General features: G+C 70.4%; 18 protein-coding genes. 10 read left to right on the plus strand and 8 right to left on the minus strand.

All coding sequences use genetic code 11. The features are described from left to right. Positions 1 to 182: 182 nt before the first annotated feature. On the plus strand, positions 183 to 542 hold the full coding sequence (gene cmtR, locus FS770_RS08435; RefSeq protein WP_144943287.1) for a Cd(II)/Pb(II)-sensing metalloregulatory transcriptional regulator CmtR: 360 nt from the start codon (positions 183 to 185) through the stop codon (positions 540 to 542). Beyond that, complete coding sequence (locus FS770_RS08440; protein WP_144943286.1) at positions 539 to 1,141, plus strand: cadmium resistance transporter; 603 nt, start codon at positions 539 to 541, stop codon at positions 1,139 to 1,141. Before cmtR ends, FS770_RS08440 begins: the two co-directional genes overlap by 4 nt. A gap of 343 nt (positions 1,142 to 1,484) precedes the next feature. On the opposite strand, the gene FS770_RS08445 is transcribed toward FS770_RS08440, so the two are convergent. Further along, positions 1,485 to 1,931, minus strand: a complete 447-nt coding sequence (locus FS770_RS08445) for a hypothetical protein (protein ID WP_144943285.1) — start codon at positions 1,929 to 1,931, stop codon at positions 1,485 to 1,487. Positions 1,932 to 2,002: 71 nt separating this feature from the next. Next, the gene (locus FS770_RS08450) at positions 2,003 to 2,440 is read right to left on the minus strand and encodes an anthrone oxygenase family protein (RefSeq protein ID WP_144943284.1); all 438 of its coding nucleotides are present in this window, start codon (positions 2,438 to 2,440) and stop codon (positions 2,003 to 2,005) included. 90 nt (positions 2,441 to 2,530) lie between these two features. Between FS770_RS08450 and FS770_RS08455 the strand changes: the two genes are divergently transcribed. Continuing rightward, positions 2,531 to 3,139, plus strand: coding sequence for a TetR/AcrR family transcriptional regulator (locus FS770_RS08455; protein ID WP_144943283.1), 609 nt, complete (start codon positions 2,531 to 2,533; stop codon positions 3,137 to 3,139). Between the two features lie 134 nt (positions 3,140 to 3,273). Continuing rightward, positions 3,274 to 3,822: a GrpB family protein gene (locus tag FS770_RS08460; protein ID WP_144943282.1), complete on the plus strand. Its 549-nt coding sequence runs from the start codon at positions 3,274 to 3,276 to the stop codon at positions 3,820 to 3,822. 975 nt (positions 3,823 to 4,797) lie between these two features. On the opposite strand, the gene FS770_RS08470 is transcribed toward FS770_RS08460, so the two are convergent. Both FS770_RS08470 and FS770_RS08475 read right to left on the minus strand, forming a co-directional pair. Then, positions 4,798 to 5,832 carry an aldo/keto reductase gene (locus tag FS770_RS08470; protein ID WP_144943280.1) on the minus strand — a complete coding sequence of 345 codons (1,035 nt, stop codon included), beginning with the start codon at positions 5,830 to 5,832 and terminating at the stop codon, positions 4,798 to 4,800. Then, positions 5,829 to 6,464 (minus strand): tetratricopeptide repeat protein, encoded by a 636-nt coding sequence (locus FS770_RS08475; RefSeq protein WP_145011133.1) that lies wholly within the window; start codon positions 6,462 to 6,464, stop codon positions 5,829 to 5,831. The genes FS770_RS08470 and FS770_RS08475 overlap by 4 nt, the downstream gene beginning before the upstream one ends. A 113-nt stretch (positions 6,465 to 6,577) precedes the next feature. On the opposite strand from FS770_RS08475, the gene FS770_RS08480 reads away from it, so the two are divergent. The 4 genes from FS770_RS08480 to FS770_RS08500 all read left to right on the plus strand — a co-directional run bounded on the left by FS770_RS08480 (position 6,578) and on the right by FS770_RS08500 (position 14,403). Further along, a complete protein-coding gene (locus FS770_RS08480; protein WP_145011136.1) occupies positions 6,578 to 7,024 on the plus strand; it encodes a YsnF/AvaK domain-containing protein in 447 nt (148 codons plus the stop codon). Between the two features lie 130 nt (positions 7,025 to 7,154). Then, entirely contained in the window at positions 7,155 to 7,718 is a 564-nt protein-coding gene (locus tag FS770_RS08485; protein WP_055084075.1) for a histidine phosphatase family protein, read from the plus strand. 680 nt (positions 7,719 to 8,398) lie between these two features. Continuing rightward, positions 8,399 to 13,480 carry an NAD-glutamate dehydrogenase gene (locus FS770_RS08495; RefSeq protein WP_145011139.1) on the plus strand — a complete coding sequence of 1,694 codons (5,082 nt, stop codon included), beginning with the start codon at positions 8,399 to 8,401 and terminating at the stop codon, positions 13,478 to 13,480. Positions 13,481 to 13,659: 179 nt separating this feature from the next. Next, on the plus strand, positions 13,660 to 14,403 hold the full coding sequence (locus FS770_RS08500; RefSeq protein WP_145011142.1) for a LysM peptidoglycan-binding domain-containing protein: 744 nt from the start codon (positions 13,660 to 13,662) through the stop codon (positions 14,401 to 14,403). 79 nt (positions 14,404 to 14,482) lie between these two features. Here the strand turns inward: FS770_RS08500 and FS770_RS08505 are convergent, their stop codons facing one another. Further along, positions 14,483 to 17,407: a multicopper oxidase domain-containing protein gene (locus tag FS770_RS08505; RefSeq protein ID WP_244944833.1), complete on the minus strand. Its 2,925-nt coding sequence runs from the start codon at positions 17,405 to 17,407 to the stop codon at positions 14,483 to 14,485. Between the two features lie 193 nt (positions 17,408 to 17,600). Between FS770_RS08505 and FS770_RS08510 the strand changes: the two genes are divergently transcribed. Both FS770_RS08510 and FS770_RS08515 read left to right on the plus strand, forming a co-directional pair. Continuing rightward, on the plus strand, positions 17,601 to 18,104 hold the full coding sequence (locus FS770_RS08510) for a DUF456 domain-containing protein (protein ID WP_145011145.1): 504 nt from the start codon (positions 17,601 to 17,603) through the stop codon (positions 18,102 to 18,104). Positions 18,105 to 18,296: 192 nt separating this feature from the next. After that, entirely contained in the window at positions 18,297 to 18,878 is a 582-nt protein-coding gene (locus tag FS770_RS08515; protein ID WP_145011148.1) for an LOG family protein, read from the plus strand. A gap of 349 nt (positions 18,879 to 19,227) precedes the next feature. On the opposite strand, the gene FS770_RS08520 is transcribed toward FS770_RS08515, so the two are convergent. Genes FS770_RS08520 through FS770_RS08530 form a run of 3 tightly spaced genes read right to left on the minus strand, consistent with a single transcriptional unit; the run spans position 19,228 to position 21,763 of the window. Further along, complete coding sequence (locus tag FS770_RS08520) at positions 19,228 to 20,622, minus strand: molybdopterin molybdotransferase MoeA (RefSeq protein ID WP_244944834.1); 1,395 nt, start codon at positions 20,620 to 20,622, stop codon at positions 19,228 to 19,230. A 19-nt stretch (positions 20,623 to 20,641) separates the two neighbouring features. Next, entirely contained in the window at positions 20,642 to 21,364 is a 723-nt protein-coding gene (gene mobA / locus FS770_RS08525) for a molybdenum cofactor guanylyltransferase (protein ID WP_244944835.1), read from the minus strand. A gap of 3 nt (positions 21,365 to 21,367) precedes the next feature. Continuing rightward, positions 21,368 to 21,763 (minus strand): hypothetical protein, encoded by a 396-nt coding sequence (locus FS770_RS08530; protein ID WP_094393455.1) that lies wholly within the window; start codon positions 21,761 to 21,763, stop codon positions 21,368 to 21,370. Positions 21,764 to 21,934: the final 171 nt, after the last annotated feature.

Genomic DNA, 21,934 nt, shown 5'->3' on the forward strand with positions numbered 1-21,934 from the left:
ACAGGAGTACCACAGCCGCCAATTACCTCTGCCAGAACACCGCCATTTACCGTCGACAGTCACAGCAAGAAGTCGTCGAGGACTGAGCTCGCTCGACGTACGGTGACGGATCCCCTTACGGGCATGCGATCTGGGCTGACGCCTGTGACCGAGTGTTCAGTGTGCGCTGTATAGTTCAGTGCATGCTGACTGTTGCTTCGCGTCTCGACGTGATGAACCGCCTGGGTCGTGCACTGGCCGACCCCACTCGATCCCGGATCATCTTGACCCTGCTCGACCATCCCGCTTACCCGGCGGAACTGGCCCGAGATCTGGACCTGACACGCCCGAACGTGTCCAACCACCTGGCATGCCTGCGCGATTGCGGGATCGTCGTCTCCGAGCCCGAGGGTCGTCGGACACGATATGAGATCGCCGATTCGCACCTGGCGCAGGCGCTGACGGCACTGGTCGATGCCACCCTGGCAGTGGACGAAGACGCCCCGTGCATCGATCCCGCCTGCTCGCTTCCCGGATGCGACGCAGCTGGGGAGGGCGCATGATCCTCACCTCGGTCTTGCAGGCGATGGGCCTGTTCGCAGCGACCAACATCGACGACATCATCGTGCTCTCCCTCTTCTTCGCGCGAGGGGTAGGCCAGCGCGACACTACCGCCCGCATTCTGGCCGGCCAGTACCTCGGCTTCGCCGGCATCCTCGGTGCCGCGGTCCTGGTGACCATCGGCGCCGGAGCATTCCTGCCCTCGGCAGCCATCCCGTACTTCGGTCTCATCCCTCTGGGCCTCGGCCTCTGGGCCGCATGGCAGGCCTGGCGCGGAGACGATGACGACGATGACGACGAGGCCAAGGTTGCCGGCAAGAAGGTCGGCGTGTGGACAGTCGCAGGCGTCACCCTTGCCAACGGCGGCGACAACATCGGCGTCTACACCCCTGTCTTCTTCAGCGTGGAACCTCTCGCAGTAGTCGCCTACTGCATCGTCTTCCTCGCGCTCGTCGCGGTCCTGGTGGCCCTGGCAAAGTTCGTCGCCACCCGCCCCCCGATCGCCGAAGTGCTCGAACGCTGGGAGCACATCCTCTTCCCCATCGTTCTCATCGGCCTCGGCATCGTGATCCTCGTCAGCGGCGGAGCCTTCGGACTCTGACGTAGCGGCAGCGATCCAAACGGCCCCGACCGGGCGCACCCCTCTCGGTTCAGACCGCGACACCTACCTGCAGCCAGTCCTGCGTGATCGCGGCAACAAGACCGCCACGGAGCGCTGCAAAAACCCCGCCACCAAGCGAACGAAGCCACAGTCGTTCCTCTCGATGAGCAGCGGTGGTGTCCGGTGAGGGTTCGGCTTACGGGACTACGGGTCATCGTCCGCCCGAGCATCCAGATGGGGGCATGGGAGCTCGTCGAGCGTGGCCGGCCTCGGGTGGCCCCGGCAGGTGCGGAACTGCTCGTGACCGCATCGGGGCGCTTGAGGTCCTCGCCCGCCACGGCTCTCACGGCGTTTCGGCCGCCGAGCCGGCGGGCCGGATGCCCTGGGACAGCAGGCTGCCTCCGAGGGTCACGAGCCCGGCGGCGAGGGTGCCCGCCCCCACGTAGATCAGCGGATACAGTGTGTTCGGTTCGGTGGCCCCTTCCCCGGCCGAGGAGAGGAAGAACCCTGCTGGCATGAGCAGCGCCGAGGCCGGGACTGCCCAGCGCGCCACCTGCCCGCGGATCCCGGACAGCCCGGCGGCATCGGTCAGCACAATCGTCGCCAGCCCGAGCGTGGCCAGCGACCCCGCGTGGCCGTGCCCGGCGCGAGAGAAGGTCAGTTGGAACTCGGTGGCGGGTGCACTGCCCTGGACGAGCTGAAGGATGTAGTTGCCCCCGACCTCGATGCCGAGCATGGCGAGGAGGAGGGAACCGGCGGCGATGCGGGAGGGGCGGGTCAGCGTGAACATGAATGGCTCCAGGTGTCGAGTGGGAGGACAGGGGGTACGGGCCGGTGATGGTGGTGAAACCGCCCGCGTTCTCAGGACGCGGCGGTGCTGATGCTCACCAGGACGAAGCCGATCAGCTGCAATGAGCCGCGCACGGCCTGGAACACGTCCCACCGGCGGCGCTTGGCCTGGAAGTCCAGGGGCACCTCGCCGCCCGGGATGCGACCCGTCCACAGGTTGAGCGGGACGTTGCCGAGGATCGTCACCACCAGGGCGATGGTGAGCACGCCGGCCGCGATCGCCAACCAGACGGTGCCGTAGCGCGCGACGCCGAGGCCGGCAAGGATCGCCGCCGCCGTCATCCCCACGGGCATCACCCGGCCGAAGGTGCGCAGCAGCCCTTTCTCCATCACCACTTGGTCCTCGACGGGCAGGCGACGGATCACGGGGTGGACGAGGGCGACCGATGCGAATTCCGCGCAGCCCACGAAGCCGGTGACGAGCAGTAGGGACAGGAGCAGCAGATCCACGGGATCTCCTCGATCGAATGAGGGCAGGGAACGGGACGCACAACAACTATGTGAACGGTGTCCACATCGTGGTGACGGTATCGTGAGTGTGTGAACACTGTCAACACCAAGCCTTACCATCACGGCAACCTGCGCGAGGAGATGGTGCGCATCGGCGTGGAGCTCGCCGCAGAAGGCGGGCCCGAGGCGGTCGGACTGAGGGAGACCGCACGCCGCGCCGGCGTCTCGCCCTCGGCTGCCTACCGGCATTTCCCGGGCCAGGACTCTCTGCTGGAGGCAGTCCGCCACACCGCAGCGGACGCCCTCGGACAATCGATGCAGCACGCGGTATCGGAAGTGGCTGCCGATGCCCCGGCGACGGAGCAGGTGATCGCCGCAGGCCGCGGGTACTTCGAGTTCGCGTTGAACCGGCAGATGCTGTTCCGGTGCCTCGCCAGCGGCTTCGAGCTGCCCGAGGAAGACTCCCGAGACAGCCCGTTCGCCCGGCTGCTGGAACTCGTCGGCGGTCTCAAACGGGAAGCTTCCGCAGTCGTCGACGACCATGCTGCACGGTTCGACGCGGCCGTCGCCCTGTGGTCCGCGGTGCACGGGATCTCGGTGCTGTGCACCTCCGGCGCGCTGCGGGACGTGCCGCAGCCACGCAAGCGCGAGCTGCTCGAGGTTACCCTGGCCACCGCCGTGCGCGGTCTTCGATTCTGATGATCAGTCGCTCACTCGGGCCAACGCCCGGGCGCTGCGCCCCGTCAGGCGGTGCTCACGGCAGTGGGCTTCAATTGCACCGCGATGACCTCACGATGTCCCGGTTGGGGATCGGTGAATGGGACAATGTGCTCATGAGCCAGTGGCCGGCGTGGGCGACAGAGCAGGTGCATGTTCAACCGCCCGACGAGAAGTGGCAGCGTCGCGGGGCGCAACTGTGCCGGGAGCTGAATGCAGTGCTCGCCCGCTGGTTGGTTGCCCCAACCGAGCACGTTGGATCGACTGCTGTGCCAGGCTTGGCGGCCAAGCCGATCATCGACGTGCAAGCCGCCGTCGTTGATCTTGACTGTGCGGACTCCGTAGCACAGGTCTTGTCCGCTGCCGGCTGGCACCTCGTCCCTGCCGACCTCGACGCCAGGCCGTGGCGTCGCTTCCTGGTTCAAGTGGTCGACGAGCATCGCGCAGCGCACCTGCACTTGCTGCCTGCCGGCAGCCCGCGCTGGGAAGAGCAGGTGGCATTCCGCGATGCGTTGTGCGCTGACCCGCCGCTCATGCATCGTTACGCGGACCTGAAGCGGACATTGGCCACGCAACACACCGCCGACCGTGAAGCGTACACGGAGGGGAAGGCAGACTTCGTCCGTCGTGTCCTCGAAGAGCAGCCGCGTCCAGACCAGGAGTGAGAGCCGTCCCGAAACCGGATCCCCTTACGGGCGAAGTCGGGTGTGGATATTCCTGCGTTGATGTCAGTCGAGGTGGCGGAGATAGCGTTCGGGTGCCTGGAGAAACAAGCGCCAGTTTTCGACGAGGTCGAGGTCATCGTAGGAAGACTCTCGGATGCCCCAGGGCCCTACCTCGAACAGGTGAGCCTCGGGAAGTGCCGCCAGGATCGGGGAGTGTGTTGAGAGGACAATCTGGGAGCCTTCTGCTTGGAGCTGGCACAGCAGGGCGAGTGAGGCATCCCGAAAAGGACAGCGCCGATTCGGGCTCGTCCAGAATCCATAGCCCGCGAATGCCCGACCGTGTACTCAGGAAGTCGAGGAACGCCTCGCCGTGACTGTGTTCATGCAGGCTGCTGGGGCCGATTGTTTCTAGGTAGCTGAAGTGGCCGTGCATGGTCTCCGCCCGCAGGAAGACCCCCCGCTTGGAGGAGCCCGGGCCGCGTACCAGCTGAAGGTGATCAGCGAGGTCGGATTCCGTAGGACGGGCAGCATGCATGGCGTTGTGGGTTCCGCCCTCAGGGTTGAGGCCGAAGGCAGCGGCCAGTGCTTCAACCACCGTTGATTTCCCCACCCCGTTGTCCCCGACGAGAACGGTCATGGGGCCGAGATCCAAACCGGAGTCCAGGATCTGGCGTATCGGCGCGAGCGTAGCTGGCCAACGGTGCCGATCCATGGGAGCCGCTGCGTGCTCTTCGAGCCGCCTGACCGGCAACATACTCATGACCTCCATACGCCCAGTCTCTCAGACTGCCCCAGTCGCCGATCCCCTTGTGGTCCTGCGAAGCTCATCCGGTTCCGTCACTCGCGGCAATGTGCCGCCACGGAGCATCTGAAGAACCCCGCCATATTGCGGACGAAGTCACACCGCCGGGTGCGCACCGGAGACGGGCGCAGCGCCGTCGCCGACCGACGCAGGGCGCAGACGTGGGGAGCCCCTCAGGGCAGCGGGCGGCCGCGCGCGGCGGTCCACAGCGCGTACCAGTCCTCGTGGCTCATCAGCTCAGCGGCTCGGGGCGCCTGCGCGCACGCCGCGATCCGTTGCGGATTCAGCGTTCCGACCACGGGCCGGATGCCGTACGGGTGGCGCAGCAACCACCCCACCACCACGGCCTCGGGGGAGAGGTCCATGCGCGCGGCGAGGTCGGCGACGAGCGCGCTCGTGCGCTCCCCCGGTGACGTCGCCGTCGTGCAGCCAGCGCTGTCGACCACGTCACGCGCGGCGTCACGGTCCACCGTCGACGTCGCGGACCCGTCCCCGGACGACGGCGCGGGCGCACCGGAGTACGCCCCACCGGCCAGGGCACCCCACGCCTGGATCTCGATGCCGTCCGCAACGCACTGCGCGAGCAGCCCCTGGGGGAAGGAGACCGTTGCACCGTCCGGGTGGTTGGCGAGCACCTGGGACTCCACGAAGTCCCGGTGCTCGAGGCTCATCTGGATCTGCACCGCGCTCAGCGGTACGCACATCAGCTGCTGCAGAGCGGCGACGTGGTGGGACGTCATGTTGGAGAGCCCCACCGAGCCGATCAGCCCCTCCCGGTGCAGCTCGTCCAGCGCACGGGCGGTCTCGCCCAGCGGGGTGAGGGGGTCCGGGCGGTGCAGGAACAGTCGCTCCACGCGGTCTGCGCCCAGCCGCCGCAGGGATCCCTCCAGGGAGGAGCGGATCGAGTCCCGGTCCAGCCGGTAGTGCACCGGCGAACCCGCCGGGCCGGTGTTCCCGGGGAGCTTGATCCCGCACTTGGTCTGGATCCGCACCGAGCGCCGCAGGGACTCGTCCTCCGCGAGGATCCGCCCGAACACGGTCTCGGAGTCCCCGCCCACGTAGATGTCCGCGTGGTCGAACAGGGTGATCCCGGCGCGGTGGGCGGCGTGGACGGCGTCGCGGGCGACGTCGTACTGGGTCGCAGGAATTTCCGCCTGGCCCCACGAACCGCCCAGATTCATGCAGCCGTAGACCAGCGGGGAGCTCACGCGCGGCCCCCCTGCTGCTCGGCGGCGCGCCGCAGCCGGGCGGCCTCCGCGAAGGCCGCCGCGGACTCGTCCAGCTTGCCGGTGCTCTCGTAGAGGGAGCCGAGCTCGGTGAAGCAGTCAGAGCGGTCCCTGAAGGTCTCCGGGTCCTCCTGGTAGAAGTCCACGGCCCGGTTGTAGGCGGTGACGGCCTGGGTGGGGCGGCGGGTCGCGCGGTAGACGCGGGCCAGGTTGACGTAGCAGTCCGCCTGGTCCCTCGGGTCGTGGGGCGCGTCCAGGTACTGGCCGAGGGTGTCCAGGAGATGGTCCTCCGCGGCGCGCAGGTCCCCGGTCTCCACGAGCAGTGAGCCCAGAATCAGGTGGGCGCGCGCCTTGTGCCTGCCGCTGTCCTCCAGCCCGGCGAAGTGCTCCAGTGCCTTGCCGTACTCCACGACCGCCCTGCTGGTCTGCTCCGTGACCACGTAGACGTGGCCCAGGTTGTAGTGGCACGCGGCGAGCTCCCGCTCGGTGCCCTCACCCTCGCGGAACAGCTCGATGGCCTGGCGATACGCGGTCTCCGCGAGGGCGTGGTCACCGCGGTCCTCCGCGTCCAGGGCTCGTGTGAAGTATCCGTTGCCGTCGTCCGAGTAACTCATCCCAGCATCCTCCCGTGGCCCGTCAGGGTCTAAGAATGCTACATGCGCGGGGCCCGCAGGAACCCTGCTGATAATCTCGGTCGTACACTCACTCTGGCCCTCTGGAGGACACGATGGCAGCACAGAACACCACGCCGGGACAGACCCCGCATGGGCCGCACCACTCGGACGCCACGGAGCGCGACGCCGCCTCGGTGGTCCGCCACGAGGAGCGGCTCGTGATCCACCGCGAGCAGGAGCAGACGGGCCGCGCCCGGCTGCGCAAGTACGTGGTGAGCGAGCCCGTGCGCCAGGAGGTCACCGTGGCCACCGAGGAGCCGGACGTGGTGCGCACCGCCGTCACGGCCGAGGAGCGCCAGGCGTTCCTGGACGGACGGGAGCTGGCGGTCGGGGAGGACGAGGTCATCCTCTACCGCACCGAGCCCGTGGTGCAGACCGTGCGGGTGCCCTACCAGCGGGTGCGGCTCGTCGCCCGGCGCGTGGAGCACACGGAGGTCGTGGAGGACACTCTGCGCAAGGAGCGCGTGGACATCGAGACGCAGGAGGACCCGCGCGTCTGAGGGCGGGTCGCCGGTTCGGGGGCGGTGCCGGTGCTTGAGGCGGCGTCGCTGCACGGCCTGACGATGCATTACGTCGGTACGGCACGACGACGCCGCCGGGCCTGTCTGCGCACGGGGGTAGGTTGGGCGGGTGACTGAAACGACCCTGACACTGATCCGCCACGGCCAGACCGACTGGAACCTGCAGGGGCGGCTGCAGGGCCGTTCCGACATCCCCCTCAACGAGACCGGCCGGGAGCAGGCGCGCGAGGTCGGCCGTGAACTCGCCGCCTCCGGACGGCACTGGGACGTGCTCGTCTCGTCCCCGCTGGCACGGGCACGGGAGACCGCGCAGCTGATCGGCGAGCAGCTCGGGCTGACGCTGTCCGGCACGTACGAGGACCTCGTGGAGCGTGCCTTCGGGGACGCCGAGGGCTACGACTGCACGGGCATGTCCGATGACGAGCGCCACGCCTTCATGGAGCACCACGGCGAGACCGCCGAGGACGTGATCCGGCGTGGCATCGCGGTGCTGCAGCAGATCATCCGGGACCACCCGGGCAAGAACGTGATGGTGGTGGCGCATGGGACGATCATCCGTCTCACGGTGGACCGGATCCGCGGCACCCAGCTGCACAGCCTGGCCAACGGTGAGGTCCTGGACGTCACCTCCGCCGAGGTGGCCGCGGCCAGCGCCGAGGAGTCCCGCGGCTGAACCATCGCACCGCGGTGATTCCCGGTGGAGTATGCCCACGGGAACCACGAAGAAGTCGACCACGGCGCGCTTGAAGCCCAGGCCGTAGAACGCCATGACGGGCAGCCAGATGGCGGCGATCTTGCCGATGGCGACCAGGAGAATGCGGCGGCCCACAGCGGACCAGGGCACGCGACCGCGCATTGCGGCCAGGGGCGTCAGGGCGAAACCGCCGGTGAGCAGCCCAATGACCATGAGGATCACGATGGTGATCCCGGCCGGGAACAGCACGAGAGCTGCGGAGGGTTCGGTGGCCTTGGCCGTGCCGGAGGCGACGGCCGCCGTCACCACCTCCGCGGGTGTCTCGTTGCTCATGGGTGCTCAGCTCTCTCGCGGCCACGGGCACGGCTGGTGCGCGGTGGAACCGGTGTGCCGGGGATCCGCAAGAGGGGAAGGCGCAAATCGGCGCCCGGAAGAGTGTAGGTCTCTGCAATGCAGGTGCCCGCCGGACCCGCTTCCTGGCCCGCGTGCTCCCGGGGCCCTAGGGTTAGGGGCGTATGCGGCAGTGTGGCCGTGAGCGAGACGGACGGACGGGGCCCGGCAGCGGTCCCGTGTGCGCCGTCCGTGGTGCCCGACCGGGCGTCACGTGCCACGCCGTGGAGTTACCACCAACTCGACGAGTCAAAAGGCGTGATGCAGCAGTGACCCCTCCTCCAGACACCTCACAGGTCATCCCCACAGTGTGGACGCGACCGCAGTGGAGAGGCGCGCAGTCGTGGATCAACGAGTACTACCGCTCCGTGCCGGACGCGGACGTGGCGGGCGCGAACGTGCAGGTGCTCACCGAGCGAGCGGAGACCCACCGCGAGGTGGGGCGGGTCCGTGGTTCGGACCGCCTGTGCATCCAGGTCCGGGAGGACCACGGCCAGACGGTGCTGTACATGGTCACCACGGACATGCCGTTCCTGGTCTCCACGCTGACCACGGAGATCGCGGCGAACTGGGGCGGCGCGGAGCTCGTGCTGCACCCCTTGCTGCTGGCCTCGCGGGACGCCGCCTCGCACGAGCTCACCGCACTGGAGCGCGTGCCCAACATCTCCGCAGTCTCCTCCGGCGACACCACGGCCATCCCGTTGACCCGGGACCTGGTGGGGGAAGCCGCGGCGAGCGGGGACACCCAGATTGCCGTGGAGTCCTGGATCCGCATGGAGCTGCACCGCTCGCTGGACGAGTCCGCGCGTGGAGAGCTGCAGCGCCACATCGAGAAGCTCGTGGCGGACGTGACTCGGGTGTCCGAGGACCAGGTGGCCATGCTGCAAGAGGCCGGGGTGATTGCGGCGTCGCTGGACCCCCTCGAGGAGCTCACTTTCCCGGACGGCTCGCAGCTGCCGGACGTCCAGGCCGCCAAGGACTTCCTCGAGTGGCTGCGGGACGGCAATTTCGTCTTCATGGGCATCAAGCGCTACGACCTCGAGTCGGACGGCGACGACGCCGTGCTGCACTCCCGCCCGGACACCGGCCTCGGCCTGCTGCGCGAGCGCGGCCAGGAGGGCCACGCCCAGCGGCTCACGGGCCTGGGCAGCCTCCACGCGCGGGACCACCAGGTGGTCTTCGTGACCAAGGCGAACCGGCGTTCCTCGATCCACCGCCGGGAGTACCTGGACTACATCGGGGTACGCACGTTCGGCCAGGACGGTGAAGTGAACGGCGAGTACCTGATCCTGGGGCTGTTCTCCCGCCACGCGTACTCGGTGCCCGCCCAGCTCACGCCGCTGGTGAAGGAGAAGGTGGAGCGGGTGGTCCGGGACTTCGGTTTCCTGCCGGACTCGCACTCCGCCCGTGACCTCATGGGCATCATCGAGGACTACCCGCGGGACGAGCTCTTCCACATGTCCGCGGAGGAGCTCTGTGAGACGGCCAGCGGGGTGCTCGGGCTCAACGAGCGCCGCCAGACCCGGCTGTTCCTGCGCCAGGACACTTTCGGGCGCTTCATGTCCGCGGTGGTCTACCTGCCCCGTGACCGGTACAACACGTCCGTACGCCAGCGCATCGAGGCCCAGCTCTTCGAGGCCTTCGACGCCGAGGCCATCGACTTCGAGGTGCGCCTGACGTCCTCCTCTCTGGCCCGCGTGTTCTTCCGGATCCGCCTGCCCTACACGGGCGAGGTGCGCGAGTTCGACCACGAGGAGCTCGAGTCCCGGCTGCGCGCGGCGGTGCGCTCCTGGCCGGAGTCCCTGGACCGGGCCATCGGCCTGGAGTTCGACGCCGAGCACGCGCTCTCCCTGAGCACCATGTGGGCGGAGGCGTTCCCCGGCTCCTACCGCGAGGACTACGAGATCGAGGAGGCCATCCAGGACCTGCGCCGCTGCGAGGAACTGTGGGGCCGTGACAGTGACCTGCCCGCGGAGGTCCGGGTGGCCGAGACCGGCGGCCAGGTGCGGCTGAACATCTATCTCACGCAGGCCCTGTCCCTGACGGAGCTGCTGCCACTGCTGCACAACCTGGGCCTGCGGGTGCTGGACCAGCGCCCCTACACGGTGACCCCGGCGGACGGGCGCGAGTTCCAGCTCTACGACTTCGGCGTGGAGCTGCCTGCGGGCGTGGACCCGGCGGGTCCCGAGGACGCGAAGACCGAGGATCTGATCGAGGACACGCTGTGCGCGGTGCTCTCCGGGCGCTCGGAGTCGGACAGCCTGGACCGTCTGGTGCTCACGGAGCGCATGGACTGGCGCTCCGTGGCGGTGCTGCGCGCATACGTGCGCTACCTGCTGCAGCTCGGCTACTCCAACTCCTTCGAGTACATCGCGGACACCCTCGTGGCCTACCCGGAGGCCACCGCGGAGATCTCCGAGCTGTTCTCGGCGAGCTTCGACCCGCAGCGCTTCGGGGACGACGACGCTGCTCGCGAGGCCGCCCGGGACGCGGCACTCGAGCGACTGGGCGCCGTGCTGGACGGCGTCCCGAGCCTGGACGCGGACCGCCTGTTCCGTGCGCTCGCGGACGTGGTCTCCGCGACCCTGCGCACGAACGTGTTCCAGCAGCGGCCCACCATGGCGTTCAAGCTGGACCCCGGGGCCATCCCGGCCGCACCCCAGCCCCGCCCGGCCTACGAGATCTGGGTCTGGTCCCCGCGCGTGGAGGGAACGCACCTGCGCTTCGGCCAGGTGGCCCGCGGCGGGCTGCGGTGGTCCGACCGCCGCGAGGACTTCCGCACGGAGGTGCTCGGGCTCGTGAAGGCGCAGATGGTCAAGAACGCCGTCATCGTGCCCACGGGGGCCAAGGGCGGCTTCTTCCCCAAGCAGCTGCCGGACCCCGCGACCGACCGCGCGGGCTGGCTGACCGAGGGTCGGGAGTCCTACAAGCTGTTCATCGCCTCCCTGTTGGACGTCACCGACAACATCGAGCGCGAGGCTGAGACCGGCGCCGCGCAGGACACGGCGTCGTCGTCCCGCGGGGATGCCACCCCGGGCTCCGGGGGTGGTGCGAGCGGGTCGGCCGAGACCTCCGGTGTGGCCGGGGACGCCGTGGTGCACCCCGAGAACGTGGTGCGCCGCGACGGAGACGACTCCTACCTGGTGGTCGCCGCGGACAAGGGCACGGCCGCGTTCTCCGACACCGCCAACGCGATCTCCCTGGAGCGCGGCTTCTGGCTCGGTGACGCGTTCGCGTCCGGTGGGTCCGTGGGCTACGACCACAAGGCCATGGGCATCACCGCCCGCGGCGCGTGGGAGTCCGTCAAGCGCCACTTCTTCGAGCTGGGCGTGGATACCCAGTCCGAGGCGTTCACCGTGGTGGGCGTGGGCGACATGTCCGGGGACGTGTTCGGCAACGGCATGCTGCTCTCCGAGCACATCCACCTGATTGCCGCCTTCGACCACCGGGACGTGTTCCTGGACCCCACCCCGGACGCCGCGGCCTCCTACCAGGAGCGCGAACGGCTGTTCACCGCCGGGCGCACCTCGTGGCAGGACTTCGACCGGGACGTGATCTCCGAGGGCGGCGGCGTGTACTCGCGCCGGGACAAGTCCGTGCCCATCACCCCGCAGGTGCGCGAGGCGCTGGGCATCGAGGACGGCGTGGAGTCCCTGAGCCCGCAGGAGCTCGTGCGCCGCGTGCTGCTGGCCCCGGCTGACCTGCTCTACAACGGCGGCATCGGCACCTACGTGAAGGCCTCCTCGGAGACCAACCAGGAGGTCGGTGACAAGGCCAACGACGCCATCCGCGTCAACGGCGAGGACCTGCGCGTGAAGGTCGTGGGCGAGGGCGGCAACCTGGGGCTCACCCAGCTGGGCCGCATCGAGGCCGCGCTGAACGGGGTGCTGGTCAACACGGACGCGATCGACAACTCCGGCGGCGTGGAGTCCTCCGACCGCGAGGTGAACATCAAGATCCTCGTGGACGGCATGGTCCAGGCCGGGCTGCTCTCCCCGGAGGAGCGCGCCGAGTTCATCGAGTCCATGACGGATGAGGTGGCCGAGCTCGTGCTGCGCACCAACGTGGCGCAGAACGTGCTGCTGACCACCGAGCGCGCCCGCGGCGTCGAGTTCACCGAGACGTTCATCCGCCTCATGCACTGGCTCGAGGAGACCGCGGACCTCAACCGAGAGCTGGAGTTCCTGCCCTCGGACGAGCAGCTGCGGGAGCGCGCCACGCAGAACGAGCCCCTCACGGGCCCGGAGCTCTCCGTGCTGACGGCGTACTCGAAGATCCAGCTCACCAAGGCGCTCGTGGACAGCGACCTCGCCGAGGACCCGTGGTTCCACGGCACGCTCTCGCAGTACTTCCCGGCGCAGATCCGGGAGCGCTTCGGAGACGAGCTGGAGACCCACCCGCTGCGCAAGGAGATCATCTCCACGGTCGTGGCCAACCAGATCGTCAACTACGGCGGCATCGCCTTCGCGTACCGCGTGGTGGACGACTCCGGCGCGGACCTCGCGGACATGGCGCGCGCGTTCGTGGCGGCCATGGAGATCTTCGAGCTGCGGGACTACGCGCACCAGCACGCCCACCTGGGCGCGGACGTGCCCCTGGAACTGTGGAACCGGATGTCCCTGAGGATGCGCCGTCTGCTGGACCGCGTGGTCCGGTGGTTCCTGCACCGTCAGATCGCGGACTCGGACATCCAGGAGCTCGTGAACACCTACCGGCCCGTGGTGCGCATGCGCTTCGGGACCGAGCAGCTGATGAGCACCGAGTCGCAGGAGCGCACCCGCGCGGAGGCCGAGCTGGCCGAGCGGCAGGGCGTGCCCCGGGACCTCGCCGTGGAGTGGGCCGAGCTGCTCGACGCCTACGCCCTGCTCGACGTCGCCCGGCTCGCGGAGTCCCAGGGCCTCACCGGCCCCGAGGGCGAGGTGGGCGTGGGGCCCGACGGCGCGGCGTCGTCGTCCCGGGAGGCGCTCGCCGCCACGAACGAGGACGGCGTGAGCGTGCAGATGGTCGCGCGCGTGTACTTCACGCTCTACGACCGCTACGGGCTCGAGAACCTGCTCAACCGCATCAGCGCGCTGCCGCAGACCACGCGGTGGGAGAACATGGCGCGGATCGCGATGCGCGAGGACCTCTACGCGACCCTCGTCTCGATCGCCGCGCAGGTGCTCGAGACGCCGGGCGCGGACGCCTCCGAGAAGGTCCGTGCGTGGGAGCACGAGAACGCGGACCGGCTCGAGCGGCTGCGCGAGGTGCTCGACGAGATCGAGTCCATGTCCGACACTGACGACTTCGGCTCCGAGCTCGCGGCACTGTCCGTGGCGCTGCGGACCCTGCGCGGTGCGCTGACGGACTGATCGCGGCGGTGTGACCCGCGCGTGACGTCGTCGTGGCGTGACGTCGCGGGGCGCGTACCGGTGGAAGCCCGGGTGGTGGTTCATGGAGCCGCCGCCCGGGCTTCTTCACGCCCGTGCGGTAGCGTGACGGGTATCATACCGGGTGGCCGCTCGGGTTGCCCTCGGCGTTGGGAGAGAACATGAACCAGAGGATCCTCAAGGGACTTGCACCGCTCGCCGTGGCGGGTGCGCTCGTGCTCACCGGGTGCAGCCAGGGCGGGGACGCCGACGACGCCGCCTCGGGCTCGGCGTCCGCCTCGTCTTCCGCGGCCTCCGGGGCGGCGAGCGGACAGGCATCGACGGGGGCTTCGGACGGGGCATCGGGCGGCGCTTCCGACGGTGCCTCGGCGGGGGCGTCCGACGGGGCGTCGGACGGCGCCTCTGACGGGGCCTCGGGCGCGGCGGGCGACGGCGCAGCCGGTGGGGCATCCTCCGACGGCTCCGGCCAGGCCGACGGAGCCGCGGGCAGCGGTTCGCAGGACGGCTCGGGTGCCTCCGGTGACGGATCCGGTCAGGGAGGTGCCGCCGCGGGCGGTGCTGCTGGCGGTGCCGCGGGGTCCGACGGATCGAGCGGGGCTGCGGGCGGCTCTGGTGCGTCCGGCGGAACGAACGGTACGGGCGGTAGCGCGGCCGGTGGTTCCGACGCGGCTGGTGCGGGCGGCTCCGGTGCAGCCAACGGTGCGGGAGGATCCGGCTTCGCGCCCGTCGACAACGGCACCGGGACGATCGGTGCGGGGCAGTACACCGTGCAGCCCGGGGACACCCTCGGCTCCATCGCGCAGCGCTCTGGCGTGACCGTGGCGCAGCTGTACCAGGCGAACCGGGACCGGATCTCGCTGCACACCATCCGCGCGGGACAGGTCATCACCATCCCGCAGGTGTGACCGCCTGACAGGAATCAGCGGCCCCGCGGCGTCTGCACCGAGTGGTGCGGGGCCGCGGGGCCGTGTGCCGCGCCGTCGCTCAGTCCGCCACGCGGATGAGGCCCTTCGCACCCCGTTCCGCTTCCGCGAAGGAGTGGTTCACGAACGTGTAGGTGCCCGCCTCGGGGAAGCTCAGCTCCACGAACCCGCCCTGCGCCGAGGCGAGGTCCAGGGCCTGGGCGCCGCCCGTTCCACCGGGGTTGTTCGTGGCGGACGGGGTGAGCTGGTAGGCGCCCTCCTTGTAGACGGTGTCGAACTGGCCGCCCACCACGTGGAAGCTCAGCCCCTTGGACGGCCCGGCCGCGAGCACCCAGATCCGCACGCGTTCGTCCGGGCGGGCGGTCAACGGCGCGTGCATGTACTGGGTGGCGTGGCCGTTGAACATCGTGAACGTGGGCTGCCCGGTCTTGATCTTCTCTGGGTCGACGACGGCGCCCGCGCCCTCCGGCACGTCCGGCTGGTTCTCGTCCGGGGCGGAGAGGTAGGTCTCGTTCTGCACGAGCAGGTACTCGCGGTCCACGGCCGGCAGGTCCGGCGGGTCGATGACCACCGCACCGAACATGCCCGCGGCGACATGCGTGCTCATGGGCATGGACGAGCAGTGGTAGAGCCAGATCCCGGAGCGCTGGGCCTTGAAGCGGTAGACCAGCGACTCGCCCGGGGCGATCGTGCGCATGGGCTCGTCCGGGGAGACGTCCCCGGCGTGGAAGTCCACCGAGTGGCCCATGGATCCGTGGTTCTCCAGGGTGACCTCGAACGTGTCACCCACCTTTCCCCGCAGCGTGGGTCCCATGTACTGGCCGTTGTAGGTCCACGCGTCCATCGTGACGCCGGGCGCCACCTCGCGGGCCACCTCCTGGACGTCCAGCGTCACGCGGTGCACGGTCTCCTCGGAAGCCGGTTCCAGCACCGGGGAGCGGGTGGTGAAACCCTTCCCCGGGGCGGCATTCAGGTCTGCCGACTGCGCGGGATCCGCCTCCGAACCGGCAGCGGTGCCCGAGTCTGCCGCGCCGCCCGCAGCCGACGAGTGGTCGTGCGTTCCGTCGCCGGACACCGCCTGGCCGTTCTCGTCCACGGGGACCACGTTCACGGTCATGCCCATGGAGCGGTGCCCGATCACCGAGCACCACCCGTCCAGGGGATCGGTCACGACTCCCACGTCCACCGTGGCGGTGGCTCCGGGATCGAGCCGTCCGGAGGTCGCGCCGTTGGCGAAGACGAGGTCGTGCACCATCGAGGGGTCCTCGTTGACCAGGGTGATGACCAGCCGGTTGCCCCGGGGCACACGGATCTCGGAGGGGTCGAAACGCATGTCCTCGCGGGCATGCATCGTCACCTCGGTGGTCTCCCCGGTGCCCTCCGCGGCGGACCCGCCGCCGCCCGAGAGCGAGAACCCTGCGGACTGCGGAGCAATCGCGATCCCCGCCGCCACGGCGAGCACCACGGTGAGCACGCCGGCCAGCAGCTGCGTGAGGGGGGAGGCCCCGCCCGCCGACGACGACGCGGCGCTCTGTCGTCTCGCGGAGCCGTCACCCTCCCGCTGGGTCGGGGCGCCCCGGGACGAGCTCCCGCCGTGCCCCGCGTTCGCTGGCTCCGCCTCGCCCGAGGAGCTGGGCGTCGGTACTGACCCGGCCCGCCCGGGACGGGACGGTGAGGCAGCCGCGTGCGGTGCGGCGTCCTCCTCGGCCGAGGAGGCCCGAGCGGCGCGTTCGGCGACCATGCGGCGTCGTGCGGCCACCGAGACCTTGGCGGAGGAGATCATCAGGGGGATGAAGGCCGCGAGCACCACCGCGCCCACGATGGAGACCAGCGCGCGGACCCACGAAGGCAGGACGCCCGCGGGCAGTGCGAACAGGGCGATGCAGAGGTTGGCGACCGTGGCGCGGTAGACGCCCGCCCGGTTCATCGCCGCCAGCGAGGCGCGCACGGCGGCGGGTCCGCCGCCCATGGTGGACGGCAGGATGTAGCTCATGGCCCCGAACAGCGTCTGCACCAGGAACCCGGCCACGAACGGGACGGTCAGGGTCTGCGCGACCGAGGTCTCCAGGCCGCGGGTCGCCACGAGCCAGGCTGCGAGGGCGGAGGTGACGACGAGCCACGCGACGCCCGAGGCCAGGGACCAGCCCATGTATCCCTCGGGGCGGCGTCGTTGGGCGGTGCGCAGCATGAGGACACCGATCAGCGCGGCACCCACGGTGTAGAGGGCGAGCCCGGCGGCGGTCAGCGCGGGGTGGCCGGTCAGCGCGAAGAGGGCGCTGAGCAGGCTGCCCGCGGCCATCAGGGGCAGGGCGATCCGGGAGAGCCGCACGGCGTCGTCGCGCATGCGGGTGCGCAGGATGGTGGGCCACAGCGTGAGGAGCGTGGCGGAGACCGCGAGGCCCACGAAGCCCAGGACGTTGACGGCCTGGTGGGCCAGCAGCAGCCGCGCGTGCCACTCGGCGGGCAGGTCACGGGCCAGGATCGCGCCGAAGACGGCACCCACGGGGAGGAAGAAGGACGCCGTGGCGTACCACCGCACCGTGATTCCGAAGCGCGCGGGCAGGGCCTCGCGCAGCTGACGCAGCAGGGCGAGACCGTGCCACGTGAGCATCGCACCGATCACCGTGGCCGCCACGACCGTCAGCCACCACCAGCCGCCCAGCATGCCCGCGATCAGCAGCACCGTGCCCGCCGTGACCCCGTAGATGCGCACGATCTGCCGCGGTCGGTCCGTGTCCGGGAGCTTGTGGTGCAGCAGCGCCTCGGTGAAGTGCTGGGACCACACCATGATGGACGTGGTGATCAGCCCCAGCGTGACCATGTGCACCATGAGCCAGCGGGTCTCGGGGATCCACCGGTGCACCCCGATCACCACCACCAGCGCCACCAGCCACCACCGCACCGGCTTTCCCGCGGTGCGGTGCCAGGACCTCCCGCGACGGGGCTTCGCGGCGGCGGGGCGCTCAGTGGCTGCGGGGGAGGGCACGGTGCATCCGATCTTTAAGTGGCTTCTTCCATGCCATTTTAGGCCGGGGCGCGGCGCCGGGGCGGTGACGGCGGCGACGACGCCGTTGGGGGGAGGAGGACCAGCCCCGTCGTCGGCCACGGCTGGTGGGCGCCGACGGTGTTGTCGGGCAGAGTGGCCGGGACTCACCGGGGCGGGCCCGTACGATGACTGCGTGACCGCAGAGATCATCGCCACCGTGGTGGCCGTCCTCCTGATTGTCGTGGGCTGCGTGGGAATCGTGGTCCCGGTGCTGCCCGGCTCCATCACCGCCCTGGTGGGGCTGCTCATCTGGGCGTTCGTGGTGCGTGCCCCGGAGGGGTGGGTGGTGCTCGCACTGGGCGGCACCCTGCTCGTGGCGGGGATGTCCGCGAGCCTCGTGATGACCGGCAGCACCCTGAAACGCCGGGCCATCCCCAACCGCACGCTGCTCTTCGGGGTGGTCGGTGCGGTGGTCGGCATGTTCGTGATCCCCGTGGTGGGGCTGCTCATCGGCTTCGTGCTGGGTCTGCTGCTCTCGGAGACCGTGCGCAACAGGAACCTGACCACCGCGCTGGAGACCTCGTGGATCGCTGCGAAGGCCATGGGGCTGGGCATGCTGGTGGAGCTCTCCTGCGCGCTGCTGGCCTCGCTCACGTTCATCGTCGGGGCGATCATCTTCTTCGCCACGCACGCGTAGTCCGGCGCTCCCCGCCTGCCGCTGCGCCACCGTCCCGCGCATTTCTCGTGCAGCTTTTGACGTTTCGCGGGCCCCAGACGTCAAGAGCTGCACTTTTGATGGAGTGGGCGGCGGTGGGTGGCGCTCTTTCGACGGAGTGGGCAGTGACGTGCGCTTCCGTGATGGTGCGAGCCCCTCGGTAGGGTGGCCCGCATGACTGCAACCTCACCCGTCATCCGTTCCGTGGCCGTGTTCACCGGAGCGAAGGATGGCGCCTCGCCCGAGTACGCGCGGCTGGCCCGGACCCTCGGAGCCACGCTCGCCCACGCCGGAGTCACCGTGGTCTACGGCGGCGGCAAGGTGGGGCTCATGGGTGCCGTGGCGGACGGTGCTCTCGACGCGGGCGGCCGCGTGGTGGGCGTGATGCCCGAGCACCTGGTCTCCGGGGAGATCGCGCACCCGGGCCTGAGCGAGCTGGAGGTGGTGCGTACCATGCACGAGCGCAAGCAGCGCATGGCGGACCTGGCGGACGCGTTCATCGCCCTGCCCGGCGGCGGAGGGACCCTGGACGAGTTCTTCGAGGCGTGGACCTGGCAGCAGCTCGGCGTACATGCGAAGCCGGTGGGCCTGTGCGGGCGCCGGTTCTGGCAGCCGCTGCTGGACATGCTCGACCACATGGTCACCGAGGGCTTCGTGCGCCCCGAGGACCGGGAGATGCTGGTGGTCGCCGACGGCCCCGACGACGTCCTGCCCCGCTTGAGCGGGTGGCAGCCGCCCGTCCCGAAGTGGCGCTGAGCAACCACCCCGGGCACCCCCACCCCTGAGAACCACCCCTGCAAAAACTCAGCAAGTGCCGTTCGGGGCGCCTGAAATGGCACGTGCTGAGTTTTTGCAGCACGAGTGACGGCAGCAGCGCCGACAGCAGAGAGGGGCGACGACGCCGCTGCGCCGGGTTCCCTGCCTCGCTCGTGCTCCCGCGCCGGTCGCCGCCTGTGCGAAGCGCGCAACCCCGTCCTGACCGAGAACCGCCACAGGTGCAAAAACTCAGCAAGTGCCGTTCGGGGCGCCTGAAATGGCACGTGCTGAGTTTTTGCAGCGGCTGCGGCTGCGGCGGCAGGGCGAGGCGACGACGTCGCCGCGCCGGTCACACCCGCCAGGGCAGCGGGATGACCTCCATGTCCTGGCCGGCGTGCATGCCGTCCTCCGGGACTACCAGGAGGACATCCGCGTGGGCGAGTCCAGAGAGCATCGCCGGGCCCACCGCGGGCTCGGGGATGACCCGCCCGTCCTGCAGGTAGGCGGGGATCACGCGGGTGCTGCCGGTGGGTCCGAGCGCCGCACCGGCGGTGACGCGCCGGGTGGCGGGCAGGGCGTCCCCGGTGGCGCCGCAGATCAGGGCGTGGCCCACGGTGAGCAGACCCGTCATCGCGGACAGCGGTGAACCGGGCAGGGCGAGCACCACGGGCCCGTCGTCGGGCAGCTTGGCGAGGATCACGCCGTGCGCGGGCTCCTGGGCCACACCGTCGAGGACGAGGTGTGCGCCCAGCTCCTCGAGCGCCTGGCGGACGTGGTCGTCCTCGCCGTGGCCGGTGCCGCCCGTGGTGACCACGATCTCCGCGCGGGCGTCCAGGAGCGAGTTCGCTCCCATGGGGGACTCCGTCAGCGCGTTGACCGTGCCCTGCGCGCCGTCGGCCACGCGACGGACCTGGTCCACGTTCGCCCCCAGCTCGTGCAGCACGGCGGGCAGCTGCAGGCCGAGGGAGTCGCGCACCTCGCCCGGGCCGGGGATGCCGTCCTCCACCACGTTGGCGAAGCCGAGCAGCACGGTGACGCGCGGGCGGCGTCGTACCGGGAGCATGTCGTGCCCGGCGCTCGCGGCGAGTCCCAGGTGCACGGGGTTGAGCTTGCGCCCGGCGCGCAGCAGCAGGTCCCCCTGCTCGATCTCCTCGCCCACGGCGCGCACGTCCTGGTTCTTCACCAGGGGAGCGGCGGGGGTGGCGTCCTCGAGGGTGTCTCCCTCCTCCGCCTTGCGGCCGTGCTCGGTGCCGGCCGGCACCTCCGCGGAGGGGTCCGCGGGGACCACGTGCCCCCGGTGGGCCTCCAGCAGCGCGGTGGTGCCGAAGGGGACGGCGTCGCCGGTGTTCACGTGGGTGGCCTCGCCCGCCGCGATCTCCACCACGGGCAGCATCCGCTTCTCCGGGGGCAGGGTCAGCAGCAGGCGCTCGTCGGTCTCTGCGGGCTGCGGGGTGCGGATGCGCCACGGGCCGTCCCCGGCCACGGCCCAGCCGTCCGCGGCGGCGGAGGCGTAGTGCGGCACGGGCATCTCGGCGGTCACGGACTCGGCGAGGATCTCGTCCTGGCACTGCGCGAGCGGCAGCAGGATCTCGGGCAGCGTCTGGGGGAGCCCGTAGGCGATGCGCCGGGCCTCGTCCCACTGCGCCCAGTTCACGGTGGGGGCGGCGGTGTCCTGGTGGGCCCCGTGCTGCTCGTGCTCCTCGCGGGCGGCGGGGTCGTGCGGGTGCGGAAGGCCGGGCATCATGTCTCCTCAGCGTGCTGATTCAGTGCAGATCGAGCCTGTGAACATCATCCCACGTGTCCACGTCCGCGGTGCTGTCCTCCGGCACCGGCGTCTCGGTCAGGTCCAGGTGCCGCCAGACGGAGCGCACTGGCGCGTCGGTCGTGGGCGCGGCGTCGAGCGCGCGGTCCAGGGCTTCCGTGCGCACCAGTACGGCCAGGTTCTCGCGGCGCCCCTCGGCGGAGACGGCGATCATTCCGTCCGAGGAGGACGTCGACGACGCCGCCCTGGCCGCCTCCGCGCGCAGCGCCGGCAGGGCGCGGTCCACGAAGGGCATGTCGCACGCCAGCACCGCGGTCCAGGCAGCGCGTGCGGCCACGGGGGAGAGACTTGCGGCTCCGGCCGCGATCGCCGCCGCCGGGCCGGAGAAGGGCGGGTCCTCACGGGTGCGCAGCACGTCCTCGGGCAGCGGCTGGTCCTCCGGCCCCACGACCACCACGGTGCCGAACGGGCGCACAGACTCGACGGTGTGCGCCAGCAGCGTGGAGCCCCGCAGCGGGAGTCCGGCCTTGGGCGTCCCGCCCAGCCGGGAGGAGCGGCCGCCGGCCACCACGATGCTGTCGAAGCGCGTGAGGATCTCGACGCCGGGGGCACTGTCTGCTGCTCCGTCGTCCCCTGTGCCGGCGTCAGCGGCGTCGTGCCAGGCCCGTTCTGACGCGGGGTCTGGCAGGGAACCGGGAACGGAACCGGAGCCGGGGGTGACCACGGCTCAGAGGGTGGACTCGGCGTCGTCGAGCTCGAGGTCCTCGTCCGCGGGGCGCGGCTTCTTGGGCAGGCCCGCGATCCGCAGCCCGCACTCGACGGCCAGCAGGACGAACGCGATGTAGTACAGGATCATCGTGGGGTACAGCGAGGGGATCCGCTGGCTCATGCCCACCAGGGAGAGCACCAGCAGGACCGCGGCGAGGATCGTCACCAGCAGGTGGGCCGTGCCGAAGACGCCGGGGCGGCCCTTGCGCGCGAGGTAGGCGGCGCCCAGCGCGAAGAGGATGGGGAACAGCAGCTGCCCGGCGAGCGTGATGCCGTCCTGGACGTACGGGTAGACCCCCATGGCCTGGACGGCCGCGGTGACCACGAGCAGGAGGGGCGCGACGATCGACTTCATGAGACACCAGTCTAGGGGCGGCGGCGGGAGCGGTCCGACGGCGTCCGCGCGGGTTGAGCGGGCGCGCGGCCGGGCCCGAGATGCCGCCCGGACCAGGTCGAACACGGTTCGGGCGGACGATTAGGTCACCTAAGTGTGTGGTATTTCCGCAGGTCAGAGCGCTAATTAGGG

The organism is Kocuria salsicia (genome assembly GCF_007681555.1).
Classification (GTDB): domain Bacteria; phylum Actinomycetota; class Actinomycetes; order Actinomycetales; family Micrococcaceae; genus Kocuria; species Kocuria salsicia.

Coding starts and splice junctions, on each gene's coding strand:
- cmtR (WP_144943287.1), top strand. CDS start 183: ATGCTGACTGTTGCTTCGCGTCTCGACGTGATGAACCGCCTGGGTCGT.
- FS770_RS08440 (WP_144943286.1), top strand. CDS start 539: ATGATCCTCACCTCGGTCTTGCAGGCGATGGGCCTGTTCGCAGCGACC.
- FS770_RS08445 (WP_144943285.1), bottom strand. CDS start 1,931: ATGTTCACGCTGACCCGCCCCTCCCGCATCGCCGCCGGTTCCCTCCTC.
- FS770_RS08460 (WP_144943282.1), top strand. CDS start 3,274: ATGAGCCAGTGGCCGGCGTGGGCGACAGAGCAGGTGCATGTTCAACCG.
- FS770_RS08475 (WP_145011133.1), bottom strand. CDS start 6,464: ATGAGTTACTCGGACGACGGCAACGGATACTTCACACGAGCCCTGGAC.
- FS770_RS08480 (WP_145011136.1), top strand. CDS start 6,578: ATGGCAGCACAGAACACCACGCCGGGACAGACCCCGCATGGGCCGCAC.
- FS770_RS08500 (WP_145011142.1), top strand. CDS start 13,660: ATGAACCAGAGGATCCTCAAGGGACTTGCACCGCTCGCCGTGGCGGGT.
- FS770_RS08515 (WP_145011148.1), top strand. CDS start 18,297: ATGACTGCAACCTCACCCGTCATCCGTTCCGTGGCCGTGTTCACCGGA.
- FS770_RS08520 (WP_244944834.1), bottom strand. CDS start 20,622: ATGATGCCCGGCCTTCCGCACCCGCACGACCCCGCCGCCCGCGAGGAG.
- FS770_RS08530 (WP_094393455.1), bottom strand. CDS start 21,763: ATGAAGTCGATCGTCGCGCCCCTCCTGCTCGTGGTCACCGCGGCCGTC.